Annotated in this window: 14 protein-coding genes; 8 read left to right on the top strand and 6 right to left on the bottom strand. The window is 70.7% G+C overall.

The window, feature by feature from the left end; all coding sequences use genetic code 11:
* Positions 1–364: 364 nt before the first annotated feature.
* Genes pdhA through OG574_RS24005 form a run of 3 tightly spaced genes read left to right on the top strand, consistent with a single transcriptional unit; the run spans position 365 to position 3,934 of the window.
* A complete protein-coding gene (pdhA, locus tag OG574_RS24015) occupies positions 365–1,543 on the top strand; it encodes a pyruvate dehydrogenase (acetyl-transferring) E1 component subunit alpha (RefSeq protein ID WP_100596490.1) in 1,179 nt (392 codons plus the stop codon).
* 2 nt (positions 1,544–1,545) lie between these two features.
* Entirely contained in the window at positions 1,546–2,526 is a 981-nt protein-coding gene (locus OG574_RS24010; RefSeq protein ID WP_100596489.1) for an alpha-ketoacid dehydrogenase subunit beta, read from the top strand.
* A 10-nt stretch (positions 2,527–2,536) separates the two neighbouring features.
* The gene (locus OG574_RS24005) at positions 2,537–3,934 is read left to right on the top strand and encodes a dihydrolipoamide acetyltransferase family protein (RefSeq protein ID WP_326774891.1); all 1,398 of its coding nucleotides are present in this window, start codon (positions 2,537–2,539) and stop codon (positions 3,932–3,934) included.
* A gap of 178 nt (positions 3,935–4,112) precedes the next feature.
* Here OG574_RS24005 and OG574_RS24000 read toward each other — a convergent pair whose 3' ends face one another.
* Entirely contained in the window at positions 4,113–5,006 is an 894-nt protein-coding gene (locus OG574_RS24000; RefSeq protein WP_326774890.1) for a D-alanyl-D-alanine carboxypeptidase family protein, read from the bottom strand.
* A gap of 197 nt (positions 5,007–5,203) precedes the next feature.
* On the opposite strand from OG574_RS24000, the gene OG574_RS23995 reads away from it, so the two are divergent.
* Together OG574_RS23995 and OG574_RS23990 are read left to right on the top strand one after the other, a co-directional pair.
* On the top strand, positions 5,204–5,872 hold the full coding sequence (locus OG574_RS23995) for a GntR family transcriptional regulator (RefSeq protein ID WP_100596486.1): 669 nt from the start codon (positions 5,204–5,206) through the stop codon (positions 5,870–5,872).
* Entirely contained in the window at positions 5,869–7,176 is a 1,308-nt protein-coding gene (locus OG574_RS23990; RefSeq protein ID WP_326774889.1) for an MFS transporter, read from the top strand. Before OG574_RS23995 ends, OG574_RS23990 begins: the two co-directional genes overlap by 4 nt.
* A gap of 110 nt (positions 7,177–7,286) precedes the next feature.
* Here the strand turns inward: OG574_RS23990 and OG574_RS23985 are convergent, their stop codons facing one another.
* A complete protein-coding gene (locus OG574_RS23985; protein WP_326774888.1) occupies positions 7,287–8,111 on the bottom strand; it encodes a maleylpyruvate isomerase family mycothiol-dependent enzyme in 825 nt (274 codons plus the stop codon).
* A 178-nt stretch (positions 8,112–8,289) separates the two neighbouring features.
* Here OG574_RS23985 and OG574_RS23980 point away from each other — a divergent pair, with 178 nt between their 5' ends.
* Positions 8,290–9,087, top strand: a complete 798-nt coding sequence (locus OG574_RS23980; protein ID WP_100596483.1) for a carbon-nitrogen family hydrolase — start codon at positions 8,290–8,292, stop codon at positions 9,085–9,087.
* A gap of 14 nt (positions 9,088–9,101) precedes the next feature.
* On the opposite strand, the gene OG574_RS23975 is transcribed toward OG574_RS23980, so the two are convergent.
* The 3 genes from OG574_RS23975 to OG574_RS23965 all read right to left on the bottom strand — a co-directional run bounded on the left by OG574_RS23975 (position 9,102) and on the right by OG574_RS23965 (position 11,636).
* A complete protein-coding gene (locus OG574_RS23975; protein ID WP_326774887.1) occupies positions 9,102–9,596 on the bottom strand; it encodes an LURP-one-related/scramblase family protein in 495 nt (164 codons plus the stop codon).
* Positions 9,597–9,638: 42 nt separating this feature from the next.
* A complete protein-coding gene (locus OG574_RS23970; RefSeq protein WP_326774886.1) occupies positions 9,639–10,514 on the bottom strand; it encodes a YhjD/YihY/BrkB family envelope integrity protein in 876 nt (291 codons plus the stop codon).
* 87 nt (positions 10,515–10,601) lie between these two features.
* Positions 10,602–11,636, bottom strand: a complete 1,035-nt coding sequence (locus tag OG574_RS23965; protein WP_326774885.1) for a GlxA family transcriptional regulator — start codon at positions 11,634–11,636, stop codon at positions 10,602–10,604.
* Positions 11,637–11,687: 51 nt separating this feature from the next.
* Between OG574_RS23965 and OG574_RS23960 the strand changes: the two genes are divergently transcribed.
* Together OG574_RS23960 and OG574_RS23955 are read left to right on the top strand one after the other, a co-directional pair.
* The gene (locus OG574_RS23960; RefSeq protein ID WP_326774884.1) at positions 11,688–12,089 is read left to right on the top strand and encodes a cupin domain-containing protein; all 402 of its coding nucleotides are present in this window, start codon (positions 11,688–11,690) and stop codon (positions 12,087–12,089) included.
* Positions 12,090–12,104: 15 nt separating this feature from the next.
* Complete coding sequence (locus OG574_RS23955; RefSeq protein WP_326774883.1) at positions 12,105–13,910, top strand: thioredoxin-like domain-containing protein; 1,806 nt, start codon at positions 12,105–12,107, stop codon at positions 13,908–13,910.
* Between the two features lie 271 nt (positions 13,911–14,181).
* Here the strand turns inward: OG574_RS23955 and OG574_RS23950 are convergent, their stop codons facing one another.
* Positions 14,182–15,477 (bottom strand): M18 family aminopeptidase, encoded by a 1,296-nt coding sequence (locus OG574_RS23950; protein WP_326774882.1) that lies wholly within the window; start codon positions 15,475–15,477, stop codon positions 14,182–14,184.
* Positions 15,478–15,580: the final 103 nt, after the last annotated feature.

The raw sequence follows: 15,580 nt of genomic DNA, 5'->3' as shown, positions 1-15,580 counted from the left end.
TCCCGTGCCCGAGGTGACCGGGATAACGTGCCGGTGTTCCGGCTGCCTGCCAGGCTTGTGACCGGTGCTCCGAATGGTGCTTTCACCGCGTCTGACCAGCATGTGTTCCGCAGTTGCTCGATTTACTTGGATATCCAAGCAAAATCGCAGGTCAGATGGGGTTTCGCAGATATGTGGGGCACTGGGTAACGTGCATCGTGCAGGGCGCTCGCCGGGGCACCTGTCACGCCTGTACCCGGCCGAGTCGCACCCACCCCGTGCGCGGGACGGACCAGGCGAGCCTCCCCGAGGCCCTTATCGAAGGGCCGGGGGGACCCCCAGGCTTCCCGGCGAACCCGGGGGCCGGACCGACGGAGGAGCACACGTGACCGTGGACAGCACTGCCGCCGCGCGTACGCCGCGCAAGCGCACCGCTGCGAAAAAGTCTGCGAAGAAGTCCCCGGGAGTGGGAGCGCCCGACCTCGTCCAGCTGCTGAGCCCCGAGGGCCGGCGCGTGGAGGACCCCGCGCACGCCGAGTACGCCGCGTTCGTCGAGGACATCACGGCCGACGAGCTGCGCGGCCTGTACCGGGACATGGTCCTCACCCGCCGCTTCGACGCGGAGGCGACGTCGCTGCAGCGCCAGGGCGAGCTGGGCCTGTGGGCCTCGCTGCTCGGCCAGGAGGCCGCGCAGATCGGCTCGGGCCGCGCCACGCGCGACGACGACTATGTCTTCCCCACCTACCGCGAGCACGGCGTCGCCTGGTGCAGGGGCGTCGACCCGACGAACCTGCTCGGCATGTTCCGCGGCGTGAACAACGGCGGCTGGGACCCGAACAGCAACAACTTCCACCTGTACACGATCGTCATCGGCTCGCAGACGCTGCACGCCACCGGCTACGCCATGGGCATCGCCAAGGACGGGGCGGACAGCGCCGTGATCGCGTACTTCGGTGACGGCGCCTCCAGCCAGGGAGACGTCGCCGAGTCGTTCACGTTCTCCGCGGTCTACAACGCGCCCGTCGTGTTCTTCTGCCAGAACAACCAGTGGGCGATCTCGGAGCCGACCGAGAAGCAGACCCGCGTGCCGCTCTACCAGCGTGCGCAGGGCTACGGCTTCCCCGGCGTCCGCGTCGACGGCAACGACGTGCTCGCCTGCCTGGCCGTCACCAAGTGGGCCCTCGAGCGGGCGCGCCGGGGCGAGGGGCCGACGCTGGTCGAGGCGTTCACGTACCGCATGGGCGCGCACACCACCTCCGACGACCCGTCGAAGTACCGGGCCGACGAGGAGCGTGAGGCGTGGGAGGCGAAGGACCCGATCCTGCGCCTGCGCACCTATCTCGAGTCCGAAACTGACACGGACGAGGGATTTTTCGCGGAACTCGAGGCCGAGAGCGAAGCGTTGGGTCTTCGAGTACGCGAGGTGGTGCGGGCCATGCCGGACCCGGACCGGATGGCCATCTTCGAGAACGCGTACGCGGACGGGCACTCGCTCGTCGACGAGGAGCGTGCCCAGTTCGCCGCCTACCAGGCGTCGTTCTCCGATGCCGAGGGAGGCAACTGATCATGGCGGTACAGAAGCTTCCGCTCGCGAAAGCGATCAACGAGTCGCTGCGCCTGGCGCTCGAAACCGACCCCAAGGTCCTGATCATGGGCGAGGACGTCGGCAAGCTCGGCGGCGTCTTCCGCGTCACGGACGGGCTGCAGAAGGACTTCGGCGAGGACCGGGTCATCGACACCCCGCTCGCCGAGTCCGGCATCGTCGGCACGGCCATCGGCCTCGCGCTGCGCGGGTACCGGCCGGTCGTCGAGATCCAGTTCGACGGTTTCGTCTTCCCCGCGTACGACCAGATCGTCACGCAGCTCGCGAAGATGCACGCCCGCGCGCTCGGCAAGATCAAGCTGCCGGTCGTCGTGCGGATCCCCTACGGGGGCGGCATCGGCGCGGTCGAGCACCACTCGGAGTCGCCGGAGGCGCTGTTCGCGCACGTGGCGGGCCTGAAGGTGGTCTCCCCGTCGAACTCGTCGGACGCGTACTGGATGATGCAGCAGGCCATCCAGAGCGACGACCCGGTGATCTTCTTCGAGCCGAAGCGGCGCTACTGGGACAAGGGCGAGGTCGACACCGAGGCGATCCCCGGACCGCTGCACGGCGCGCGCACGCTGCGCGAGGGCACGGATCTGACGCTCGTCGCGTACGGGCCGATGGTGAAGGTCTGCCTGGAGGTGGCCGCGGCCGCCCAGGAGGAGGGCAAGTCCCTGGAGGTCCTCGACCTGCGTTCCATGTCGCCGATCGACTTCGACGCGGTGCAGAAGTCCGTCGAGAAGACCCGCCGGCTCGTCGTGGTGCACGAGGCCCCGGTCTTCCTCGGGACGGGCGCGGAGATCGCCGCCCGGATCACCGAGCGCTGCTTCTACCATCTGGAGGCGCCCGTGCTGCGGGTCGGCGGCTATCACGTGCCGTACCCGCCGGCGCGCCTCGAGGATGAGTACCTGCCGGGCCTCGACCGGGTGCTCGATGCCGTCGACCGCTCGCTTGCGTACTGAGGAGAGGGCCGTGACGACGATGACAGACGCTGCGCTGGCCGAGTTCAAGATGCCCGACGTGGGCGAGGGACTCACCGAGGCCGAGATCCTCAAGTGGTACGTCCAGCCGGGTGACGCGGTCACCGACGGGCAGGTCGTGTGCGAGGTGGAGACGGCGAAGGCGGCCGTCGAGCTGCCCATCCCGTTCAACGGGGTGGTGCGCGAGCTGCGCTTCCCCGAGGGGACGACGGTGGATGTGGGGCAGGTGATCATCGCGGTGGACGTCGCGGGCGGATCCGGCTCTGCGGCCGCCGCTCCCGTTTCGGTGCCGGAGCCCACGGCGCCCGAGCCCGAGCCCGAGGCTGAGCCGAAGGGGCGGCAGCCGGTGCTTGTGGGGTACGGCGTGTCCGAGGCGTCGACGAAGCGCCGGCCTCGCAAGAGCGACGTGGTGGCTGCCCCCGCGGCGGTCACGGCGCCGGCGCCCGAGCCGCAGGCTCCCGCGAAGGGGAACGGGCGCCCGCTCGCCAAGCCCCCCGTGCGCAAGCTGGCCAAGGATCTCGGCGTCGACCTCGCCTCACTCACGCCCTCCGGTCCTGACGGCGTCATCACCCGCGAGGACGTGCACGCGGCCGTCGCCCCGGCTCCCGAGCCGGTCGCGACGCAGGCGCAGGTACTGGCACCGCCGCAGGAGCCGGTCGTCGCCGCGCCGGCCGTCGTCCAGGACGGCGTCCGCGAGACCCGTATCCCCGTCAAGGGCGTACGCAAGGCGACCGCGGCGGCGATGGTCGGCTCCGCGTTCACCGCGCCGCACGTCACGGAGTTCGTGACGGTCGACGTGACGCGGACGATGAAGCTCGTCGAGGAGCTGAAGGCCGACAAGGAGATGCAGGGGCTGCGGGTCAATCCGCTGCTGCTCATCGCCAAGGCGCTGCTCGTCGCGATCAAGCGGAACCCCGAGATCAGCGCGTCCTGGGACGAGGCCGCCCAGGAGATCGTGCGCAAGCACTACGTGAATCTGGGCATCGCCGCCGCCACACCGCGCGGTCTGATCGTGCCGAACATCAAGGACGCGCACGCCAAGACCCTGCCCGAACTGGCGACGGCGCTGGGCGAGTTGGTGTCGACGGCCCGCGAGGGCAAGACGTCGCCGGGCGCCATGCAGGGCGGCACGGTGACGATCACGAACGTCGGCGTCTTCGGCGTCGACACGGGCACCCCGATCCTGAACCCGGGCGAGCCGGCGATTCTCGCCGTGGGCGCGATCAAGCTCCAGCCGTGGGTCCACAAGGGCAAGGTGAAGCCCCGCCAGGTCACCACCCTGGCCCTGTCCTTCGACCACCGCCTGGTCGACGGCGAGCTCGGCTCGAAGGTGCTTGCGGACGTGGCGGCGATTCTGGAGCAGCCCAAGCGGCTGATCACCTGGGCCTGAGCGAACAACACGGGGCCGTCCCTGAGGGGTACGGCCCCGTGTGGACTCAGGCCGCGATGGAAATACACGGAGACCTCGATCATGTCGTCGGCGGGGGCGCGCTCCGCGACGGAGGCCGACGCGACGAAGGGCCCGCCGCGGCATGCGGCAGGCCCTTCGTCTCTTCAGTTTTCGAGGGTTACTTCTTGAACCCGTAGTCCATGAGCTTCTTCGCGTCCGCCGTGCGGTTCGTGACGGAGGAGGAGGCGAGGACGGTGCCGATGACCGTCTTGCCGTTGCGGGTGGCGGCGAAGACCAGGCAGTACTTGGCCTCGGGGCCCGAGCCGGTCTTCACGCCGATGGTGCCGGAGTAGCTGCCGAGCAGGTTGTTCGTGTTGGACCACGACATGTAGCGGTAGCCGCCGCTCTTCGTGGTGACCTTCTGCTTCGTCGACGTCGTCTTCACGACCGAGCGGAACGTGGAGTTCTTCATCGCGGACGAGGCGATCTTCGTCAGGTCGCGCGGCGTCGAGTAGTTCGACCCGCTGCCGATGCCGTCGAACGAGTCGAAGTGCGTGTTCTTCAGGCCCATGTCCGTGGCGGCCTTGTTCATCTTGCCGATGAAGGACTTCACGCGGGCGGCGCGCGTGCTGCCGGAGCCGAACTTGTCGGCCAGCGCGTACGCGGCGTCGCAGCCGGACGGGAGCATGAGCCCGTACAGGAGCTGGCGGACGGTGACCTTGTCGCCGACGATCAGGCGGGCCGACGACGCGTTCTTCGCGACGATGTAGTCGCTGTACGCCTTCTGGATCGTGACCTTGGAGTCCAGGTTCAGGTTCGACTGCGCCAGGACGACCTTCGCGGTCATGATCTTGGTGGTGGAGCCGGTGGAACGGCGGGTGTCGGCGGCCTTGGTGAACAGGCTCGTACCGGTCCCGTTGTTCATCACGTAGCCGCCCTTGGCGACGATCGTGGGGGTGGGCAGTGTGGCCGCCTGCGCGGAGGTGGCGAAGACCCCGCTGGCCAGGACCGCACCGGCGGTCACGGTGGCAGCGGCGGTTACGCGGCGAATGCCCTTAATGCGGGTTTTCAAGTTGAACGCTCCAAATGCCCCTGGAATGCGGCCATATGAGGGTGCCGCTCTCTGAAGAGACTCATGAGTGCGGCGAATGGATGTGCCGGATTGCGGAGTATTTATGGCGAGGAGGCGGCCCCAGTCGTTCGGGGGTGCCGCGTCCGCATCCTGGACGGCCGCCGACGATGCGTACGTGTTGTATCTATGATGTGCGCATGCCTCCCGCCCCCCCGTCCCCCACCGCCGTCAAGCGACCGCCCGCTGCCGACCGCGTCTACGACCACGTCAAGCGCAGCGTCCTCGAACGCCGCTACGAGGGCGGGACGTTGCTCACCGAGGGCGAGCTCGCCGAGGCCGTCGGGGTCTCCCGCACCCCGGTGCGCGAGGCGCTGCTCAAGCTGGAGGTCGAGGGGCTGATCAAGCTGTACCCGAAGAAGGGCGCCCTGGTCCTCGCCGTCTCCGCACAGGAGATCGCGGACGTCGTCGAGACCCGCCTCCTCGTCGAGGAGCACTCCGTGCGCAAGGTCGTCCCCGCCCCCGCGAGCCTGATCGCCCGCCTGGAGGAACTGCTCTCGCTCCAGCAGACCCAGGCCGCGGCGGGCGAGTTCACCGACGCGGCCGGCACCGACCGCTGCTTCCACGCCGAGATCGTCCGCAGCGGAGGGAACGCGATTCTCTCCCGCCTCTACGACCAGCTGCGCGACCGCCAGCTGAGAATGGGCGTCGCCGTGATGCACTCGCACCCGGACCGGATCGCCAAGACACTCACCGAGCACGAGGAAATCCTCGACGCGCTGCGCGCGGGCGACGCCGAGGCCGCCGTCACCGTCGTCCGCCGCCACGTCGGCTGGTTCTCGAACCTGGCGCGGGGCGAGGTCCGATGAGCAGCTCCGCCGGCGCCGCGTCACTGCCCGGGGATCCGCCCGGCGGCCGCAGGGCCATGGGTGTCTGGTCCATCGGCGTCGCCGTCTACTTCGTCGCCGTCATCTTCCGCACCTCGCTCGGCGTCGCGGGCCTCGACGCCGTCGAACGCTTCCACATCAACGCCTCGGCGCTGTCCACGTTCTCGATCCTCCAGCTGCTCGTGTACGCGGGCATGCAGATACCCGTCGGCCTGATGGTCGACCGGCTCGGCACCAAGCGGGTCCTGACGATCGGCGTCGTCCTCTTCACCATCGGCCAGCTGGGCTTCGCGTTCTCGCCCTCGTACGGGACGGCCCTCGTGTCGCGCGCGCTGCTCGGCTGCGGCGACGCGATGACGTTCATCAGCGTGCTGCGGCTCGGCACGCGCTGGTTCCCCGCCCGGCGCGGGCCGCTGGTCGCGCAGCTCGCGGGCCTCGTCGGCATGGCCGGCAACCTCGTGTCGACGCTCGTGATCGCCCGGCTGCTGCACGGCGTCGGCTGGGAGGCCGCGTTCGCCGGCAGCGCGCTCGCCGGTGTCGTCGTGCTCGTCCTGATGCTGCTCTTCCTCAAGGACCACCCGGAAGGCTTCGAACCGGAGCCCGTGCGGCACACCGGCGGGGCCTTCGTGCGCGGACAGATCCTCGCGTCCTGGCGCGAGCCGGGGACGCGGCTCGGTCTGTGGGTGCACTTCACGACGCAGTTCCCGGCGATGGTGTTCCTGCTGCTGTGGGGCCTGCCGTTCCTGGTGGAGGCGCAGGGCCTCTCGCGCGGGACCGCCGGTGAACTGCTCACCCTCGTCGTGCTGTCCAACATGCTGATCGGGCTCGTCTACGGGCAGATCGTGGCCCGGCACCACATGGCCCGGCTGCCGCTCGCGCTCGGCACGGTCGCCGGTACGGCGGTGATGTGGGCCGTGACGATCGCCTACCCGGGGGACCACGCGCCGATGTGGCTGCTCGTCATGCTGTGCGTCGTGCTCGGGGCGTGCGGGCCCGCGTCCATGATCGGGTTCGACTTCGCGCGCCCGGCGAACCCGCCGGAGCGGCAGGGGACCGCGTCCGGGATCGTCAACATGGGCGGGTTCGTCGCGTCGATGACGACGCTGTTCGCGATCGGGGTCCTGCTGGACGCGACCGGCGACAACTACCGGATCGCGTTCTCTGCGGTGTTCGTGCTCGAGGCGCTCGGGGTGAGCCAGATCCTGCGACTGCGCCGACGCGCGGACCGGCGCGAGCGGGAGCGGCTTGTGGCCAGCCGGGTGGAGACGGTGCACGTACCGGCGTAGGAGTAGGACCTACTCACCTACGGCCTCCCCGCGTGAGCGACGGGCCCCGGTTGCCGTTTCCGGCACCGGGGCCTTGCCCGTCCGCTCCGCCGCCCTGGCCCCCGTAAGGGCTACGGCGTCGTGGACAGCGAGTTCAGGATCGCCTGGGCGAGGTCCAGGTCGCCCTCCGTCTTGACCCGGTCGGACACCGCGTCGGGCGTCACACGGCCGCACGCCAGCTTGACGAAGGTCTCCCAGTCGAGGGAGAGCGTCGCGGCCGGGCCCAGCGACGGGGCGCCGTCGATCGTGCCGCGCCCCTCCGCGTCGACACGCACCGTGCGCAGGAACTCGACCGGCCCGTGCACATCGAAGACCACGGCCGAGTTCGCGGGCGCCGACGCGTCCTTCGCGACGACCTTCGGCAGAACGGCGAGCAGCATGTCGCGCGTGACGTACGCGCCCGGCGAGTCGAGGTTGCCCGGCCGGCCGAGGGCCACGCGCAGGTCCTGCTCGTGCACCCACACGTCGAACGCCCGCTTGCGCATGGCGAATTCGAGGGTCTCTTCCGTGCCGAGCGGCCCGCGCACCAGCGCGCCCGGCTCGCGCGACTCGTTGCGCAGCTGCCGGGAGCGCCGGATGATCGTGTACTCCAGCTCGGACGTCATCTCGGGCGCCGTGTGGTGGCGCCGTACGTCGACCTGCATCTCCATGTACCGCTGGTGCTCGTTCTGCACGTGGTACAGGTCGCGCGGCAGCGTGTGGATGGGCCGCGGGTCACCGAGCATCTCGCAGTCGAGGCCGATGACGTGGGACACGATGTCCCGCACCGACCAGCCGGGGCATGGCGTGGCCCGGCTCCATTCGCCCTCCACCAGGGGCGTCACCAGCTCGGATATCGCTTCGATGGAATGCGTCCAGGCATCGGCGTAGGACTGAAGACTGGGGTGGAGACTCACGGAACGGGACCCCTCGGGCGGTTGTGGCGCGGGCAATGGGTGTCTTGGAACGCGTCTGCGGGGGTCCGGGGGGAACCCCCGGAAATGCACAGTACGCTGCTGGCAGGCACCCCGGCAGTGCTTTCGTGTGACGATCGTAGGCCCGTGTAGACGGCTCGAATGCCAGGACGGTGGTAGTGTGCGCGCCTCGCTCATCCAGATCCGTGTAGATGATGACGAATCGCCCAATTCCCGTCGGCTGCGCGCCGCTTCGATGGTGCGGGATCAAGCCGGGTCCGCCGACCTCGTCGTCCTCCCCGAGCTGTGGACCACCGGCGCCTTCGCCTACGAGGCCTTCGCGACCGAGGCGGAGCCCCTGGAAGGCCCGACGTACGAGGCGATGGCGAAGGCCGCGAGCGACGCCGGCGTCTGGCTGCACGCGGGCACGATCCCCGAGCGTGACCCCGACGGGCCGCTCTACAACACCGCGCTCGTCTTCTCCCCGGACGGTGAACTCGCCGCCGCCTACCGCAAGATCCACCGTTTCGGCTTCGACAAGGGCGAGGCCGTGCTGATGGGCGCGGGCGAAGAACTCGTCACCGTACGCCTGCCGGAGACCGTCCTCGGCGTCACCACTTGCTACGACCTGCGCTTCCCCGAGCTGTACCGGGGCCTCGTCGACCGGGGCGCAGAAACGCTCCTCGTCTCCGCCGGCTGGCCCGAGCGGCGCCGCGCGCACTGGACGCTGCTCGCCCAGGCGCGCGCCGTCGAGAACCAGGCGTACGTCCTGGCCTGCGGCACCGCCGGTACGCACGCGGGGGTGCCGCAGGCCGGGCACAGCGTCGTCGTGGACCCCTGGGGCCAGATCATCGGGGAGGCGGGCGCCGGCGAGGAGGTGCTCACGGTCGAGTTCGACGGGGCGGCCGTCGCGGGGACCCGCGAGCGGTTCCCGGCGCTCAAGGACCGGAGGCTGGGGCTGGAGCCGCCTCGACGGTGAGGGAGCGTCAGCCGTCAGTCCTCCCCCCGCTCCTTCTCCGCCAGGTGGATCACGCACACCGCGACGGCGATGATCAGCGCCGGGTCCGCGTCCTCGCGGATGACGTCGACGCCGTACGTGTCGCGGACCCGTAGCCAGCGGCGGGAGATGTGGGCGAGCATCTCGCCGTCGTACTCGACGACGAACTCGCGGTCGAGGATCTTTCCGCTGACGTCGAGTTCGGTGCCGTCGATCAGTTCGACCCGGTAGTGGTTCCGTAGCAGTGACAGGCGCTTGCGCTTGATCTTGGCGAGGGCCTCGTCGCCGCGCTCGATGACCATCGTGTCGCGCAGGGCGAACATCTTCTCGTGGATGTCGATGAGCACCCGCCCGTCGGGCCCCTTCAGCTCGAAGGTGTCCCGCAGACGCATCGCCTTGCCGTCGACGAGGAAGGCCTTGTGGCCCTGCTCGTCCTCGATCCAGTAGTCCTCGCCCACCGCGAAGAGCCGCTCTCGAACTTCGTATCTCATACGTCGAAGGGTGCCCAGCGCGCGCGAGAGGACTCTCCCCTCTCACCCGGGCGGCGGCGTTCCGAGGCGGCGGGCGAGGGGCGGTTCATGGGCGAGGACGTACCCCGTGGCGATCCCCACGCACACGACCGTGAACAGTGCGATGAGCCACGAGAGGAGCGTGAACACGAGGCCGAGGGGGCCGAACTCGGACACTGAGCGGTTCAGGGTGAGCGGCATGTAGAAGCGTGACGCCCAGGCGAGCACGACCACGCCCGTGCCGGTCAGGACGGCGCCGGGCAGCAGTGGCAGCCACGGCACGCGGCTGCCGAGCAGCATGTGCTGCGTCCACCACCACAGCAGGGTGCTCGACGCGAACGACAGCGGCAGGCCGAGCCACGGGCCCAGCCCGAACCCTTCGCTCAGCAGCCCCTGGACCATCAGCGCGGACAGCCACACCAGCAGCCACACCAGCCACCGCCACGCGATGAGGCGCAGGCCGGCGGGCCGAACGTGCCAGGAGCGTTCGCACACGCGTTGCAGGGCGCGGCTGCACGAGGTTGCCGAGAGCAGCGTGACGAGGATGCCGACGGCCCCCGAGGTGTCGCGTGCGGTGTCGTCGGGCGTCCCGAACACCTGCCGGACCTGGTCGAGGGCGGGGCCGGACAGGCCGAGCGCGTACGTGGCCGACTCGATGAGGCGGTCGCGCACACCGGTCGGGGCGAACGCGGCGATGACGAAGAGCACGGGGATCGCCGTCAGGAAGGCCTGCGCGGCCAGTCGCGTCGAGGAGTCGAGGAGACTCACGTCCACCATCTGCCGGGTCAGGCGTGTGATGAACGGCAGCCGCTCCCGCAGCTCACCGGCTCGCGCGGCGCCCCACCGCGCGACCTTGGCCAGAGTCCCGGTGAGACCGCCGCGCGCGCTGTCGTCCCTCATAGCTGCCAAGCGTCGGCCACGCGCGCGCCGGTCCGCCCGCAGACGCGCCGTGGGGGCGTGCGGCGACTACCGCGACGCGCCCCCCATCTACGGCGACATCACTTCCGCAGGCCCCCGGCCGAACCGCCTCCGGTACGCCGACGGGCTCAGGCCCGTTTCCCGGCGGAGGCGGGCGCGTAGGTTTGCGGCGGTGCCCAGGCCGCTGCGGGCGGCGACCACGTCGAGGCGTTCCTCGCCGCGTTCGATGAGGCGGCAGGCGAGGGCGACCCGTTCGCCGGTGAGCCAGGCCAGTGGGGTGGTGCCGAGTTCGGCGCGGAAGCGGCGGTGCAGGGTGGCGGGGCTGACGGCGGCGTGTGCGGCGAGGTCCGCCACGCTCAGCGGTTCACCGATGCGCTCCTGTGCCCAGGCGAGCAGCGGCGCGAGAGACTCGTCCGGTACCGCGGGCACGGGCCGTTCCACGAACTGCCGCTGGCCGCCGTCCCGGTGGGCGGCGAACACGAGCCGCCGCGACACCGCGTTGGCGATCTCGGCGCCGTGGTCACGCCGTACGACGTGCAGCCCCAGGTCGAGCGCGGACGCGCTGCCGGACGCGGTGAGGATGTCGCCGTCGTCGACGAACAGTACGTCGGGTTCGAGGCGCACCGCGGGGAAGCGGGCGCGGAAGGAGTCCGCCCACATCCAGTGGCAGGCGGCCCGCCGCCCGTCGAGGAGCCCGGCCTCGGCGAGGGTGAACGCGCCGGAGCAGAACCCGATGAGCCGTGCGCCCCGCGCGTGCGCCCGGCGCACGGCGTCGAGGACGGCGGGCCGCCGCGGCACGTCGGTGTCGGGCCGGTTGGGCACGATCAGCGTGTCCGCGGACTCGGCCGCGTCCAGACCGGCCACGTCGGTCAGCGTGAAGAACCCGTCCCGCATCACGGTCCGCGTCCGGGGCGAGCAGAGCCGGAAGTCGTACAGCTCACGGCCGAGTTCGGGCCGGCGCAGGCCGAAGACCTCGATGGCGCAGGACAGCTCGAAGGGGTTGGAGTTCTCGTCGACGATCACCACGACTCGGTGCGGCGGGCGCTGTGGAGGGCGTTGCGGCGCGTCCTGCGATGAGGGGCGCTGCGAGGATTCTTTCGCCATATGCGATTTCTAGCACTCGCCGCGGATCGGCGCCGGGCGCAGGATCGGCGTATGACCACTCGCGAGAACACGCCGATCGCCCTCGACGAGGCCCTGGCCTCCTTCGACGTCCTGTGGAGCCCCCGCATCGTCACGCGCGTCAATGACTACGACGTCCGCGTCGCGAAGGTCGAGGGGGACCATGTCTGGCACGTGCACGACGACACGGACGAGTTCTTCCTGGTCGTGGACGGCGAGCTGATCATCGCCCTGCGTGAGCCGGAGGGCGAGCGCGACGTCGTCCTGCCCCGCGGCTCGGTCTTCACGGTTCCGCGCGGGACGTGGCACAAGCCGCGCTCCCCGAAGGGTGCGTCGATCCTTCTCCTGGAGCCCACCGGCACCCCCACGGTCGGGGACCACCACGACGACGTCCCCGATCATGTGGATGCCACTACGGGGCATGCGCTCGCTTAGTGGCACCCTTGACCCATGAACGATGTCGACCCCGCACCCCGTCGCGCCCGTGTCCGTGCCCCCGAGCTCATCGGCAAGGGCGGCTGGCTCAATACGGGCGGTAAGCAATACACCCTGGCCGATTTGCGGGGACGCATCGTCATTCTGGATTTCTGGACATTTTGTTGCGTGAACTGCCTGCACGTCCTCGACGAGCTGCGTGAGCTCGAGGAGAAGCACCGGGACACCGTCGTGATCGTCGGGGTGCACTCCCCGAAGTTCGTGCACGAGGCCGAGCACTCCGCCGTGGTCGACGCCGTCGAGCGGTACAACGTCGAGCACCCCGTCCTCGACGACCCCGAGCTGGCGACCTGGAAGCAGTACGCCGTGCGGGCCTGGCCCACGCTCGCGGTGATCGACCCCGAGGGGTACGTCGTCGCGCAGCACGCCGGTGAGGGGCACGCCCACGCCATCGAGAAGCTGGTCGAGCAGCTGGAGGCGGAACACGGCGCGAAGGGGACGCTGCGCCGCGGCGACGGTCCGTACGTCGCGCCCGAGCCGGTCGCGACGGATCTGCGGTTCCCCGGCAAGGTGCTCGTGCTGCCGTCCGGGAACTTCCTGGTCTCCGACACGACCCGGCACCAGCTCGTCGAGCTGGCCGCGGACGGCGAGAGCGTCGTACGGCGGATCGGCTCGCCCGGCGAGTTCAACGAGCCGCAGGGCCTCGCGCTGCTCGACGACGCGACCGTCGTCGTGGCCGACACGGTGCACCACTCGCTGAAGGCCGTGGACCTCGCGAGCGGGGACGTCACGACGCTCGCGGGCACGGGCCGGCAGTGGTGGCAGGGCGCGCCGACCAGCGGCCCCGCCCTGGAGGTGTCGCTCTCCTCGCCGTGGGACGTCGCCGTCTTCGGCGGCAAGGTGTGGATCGCCATGGCGGGTGTGCACCAGCTGTGGACGTACGACCCGGAGACGAAGAGTGTCGCCGTGGCGGCGGGTACGACCAATGAGGGGCTCGTCGACGGGCCGGGGGCAGAGGCGTGGTTCGCGCAGCCGTCCGGGCTCGCGGCGACCGAGGAGCGGCTGTGGGTGGCCGACTCGGAGACGTCCGCGCTGCGGTACGTCGACCTGGACGGCACGGTGCACACGGCGGTCGGTACGGGTCTCTTCGACTTCGGGCACCGGGACGGCGCCGCCGAACAGGCGCTGTTCCAGCACCCGTTGGGCGTGACCGCCCTGCCGGACGGTTCGGTCGCCGTCTCGGACACGTACAACCACGCCCTGCGCCGCTACGACCCGGCGAGCGGTGAGGTCACCACGCTGGCGACGGATCTGCGGGAGCCCAGCGACGCGGTGCTCGTGGGTGGGGACTCCCCGGACATCGTCGTCGTCGAGTCGGCGCGGCACCGGCTGACGCGGCTGCGGCTTCCCGAGGAGGCCGTGCGGGTCGAGTCGGTCGCGCACCGGACGCAGCGCGCCGCGACCGAAGTCGCGGCGGGGAAGCTCCAGCTGGACGTGATCTTCCAGGCGCCTGCGGGTCAGAAGCTCGACACGCGGTACGGGCCATCGACCCGGCTCCTGGTCTCCTCCACCCCGCCCGAGCTGCTGGTCGCGGGGGACGGGGCGGACACGGACCTGGCGCGCGAGCTGGTCCTGAACCCGGAGGTCGCGGAGGGCGTCCTGCATGTGTCGGCGATGGCCGCCTCGTGCGACGACGACCCGGCCAACGAGTACCCGGCCTGCCACGTCCACCAGCAGGACTGGGGCGTGCCGGTCCGGCTCACCGAGGGTGGCGCGGACCGGCTGCCGCTGGTGCTCGCGGGCATGGACGACCGGGGCTGATCCGGGACTGTCCGGGGCTGACCTGGGCCTACGGGGGGCCGATCAGCTGTTCGACGCGGACGACACTGTCGGGTCGCAGCAGCAGCATCGCGAGGAGGCCGGAGCGTTTGCGGGGCCCAGCGGCAGTTCACCGGTCTCCGTCGCGACCGCGACGGTGCCGGGAATCCTGAACTCCACGCCCGGTGTCCTCCCTTGGCCCCCCCCGCACGGCAAAGGTCGAGTCTGCCGCCGGGGGGTCTGCGGGCGCCGTGGCACCGCGCTGTTGGGGAGGTCAGCCCTCCAGGAACGCGACGAGCGCGTTGGCGAGGAGGAACGGGTCGTCGGCGGCGCACAGTTCGCGGACGCTGTGCATGGAGAGGATGGCCACGCCGATGTCGACGGTCTTGATGCCGTGCCGGGCCGCCGTGATCGGGCCGATCGTGGTGCCGCACGGCATGGCGTTGTTGGAGACGAACGACTGGAAGGGCACGCCGGCCTTCTCGCACGCGGCGGCGAACACGGCGCGGCCCGAACCGTCGGTGGCGTAGCGGTTGTTGACGTTGACCTTGAGGATGGGGCCGCCGCCGGCGCGCGGGTGGTGGGTGGGGTCGTGGCGCTCGGCGTAGTTGGGGTGCACGGCGTGGCCGGTGTCGGACGACAGGCACACCGTCCCGGCGAAGGCGCGGGCCTTGTCCTCGTACGATCCTCCGCGCGCGAACACCGAACGCTCCAGGACGCCGCCGAGCAGCGGGCCGTCGGCGCCGGTGTCGGACTGCGACCCGTTCTCCTCGTGGTCGAACGCGGCGAGGACCGGGATGTAGGGGAGGTCGTCCGAGGCCGACGCGGCGGCGAGGGCGGCCGTTCCGGCGTGCACGGACAGGAGGTTGTCCATGCGGGGTCCGGCGACCAGCTCCTTGTCGCGGCCGAGGTAGGAGGGCGCCTCGATGGGGTGCGTCATCAGGTCCCAGCCGGTGACGTCGCCCTCGGCGAGCCCGTACTCCTCCTCCAGGAACCGGATCAGGTCGCCCTCGTGGACGTCGTTGCCGAGGCCCCAGATGGGCTGCATGTGCTTCTGCTTGTCGAGCTTGAGGCCGTCGGTGTGGACGGAGCGGTCCATGTGGATGGCGAGCTGCGGCACGCGCAGCAGCGCGCGGTCGATGTTCACGAGCCGCGTCGAGCTGTCCCGCAGAGTGAGCCGGCCCGCGAGTCCGAGGTCCCGGTCGAGCCAGGAGTTGAGGAGCGGTCCGCCGTAGATCTCGACGGCGACCTGCCGCCAGCCCTGCGAGCCCATGTCGGGCAGCGGCTTGACGCGCAGGTTCGGCGAGTCGGTGTGCGCGCCGACGATGCGGAAGGGCGTGTGCGGCGCGGCGCCCTCGGGCACGTACCAGGCCACGATCGCGCCGCCGCGCGTCACGTACTTGCCGCCCGTCGTCCCGTCCCACGCGTCGGTCTCGGCGACCTGGCGGAATCCGGCCTTCTCCAGGCGCGCGGCGGCGTTCGCGACGGCGTGGTACGGCGAGGGGCTGGCCGCGAGGAAGGACATGAGGTCGTCGGTGTGACCGCGGTCGAAGCGGGAGGGGTTGCTCATGCGGCCAGCCTAACGAGCCCCCGTCCCGGCGCGCGGGGGGTCCGCCCGGGTGCGGTGGGGGAGTTCAGCGGATTCTTGCGAGGAGCCCCGGGCGTTCACGCCC

The sequence above is a fragment of the Streptomyces sp. NBC_01445 genome (assembly GCF_035918235.1).
In the GTDB taxonomy this organism is placed as follows: domain Bacteria; phylum Actinomycetota; class Actinomycetes; order Streptomycetales; family Streptomycetaceae; genus Streptomyces.
Note: the sequence above shows the minus strand (reverse complement) of the source record. Positions and strands in the feature narration are given on the sequence as shown.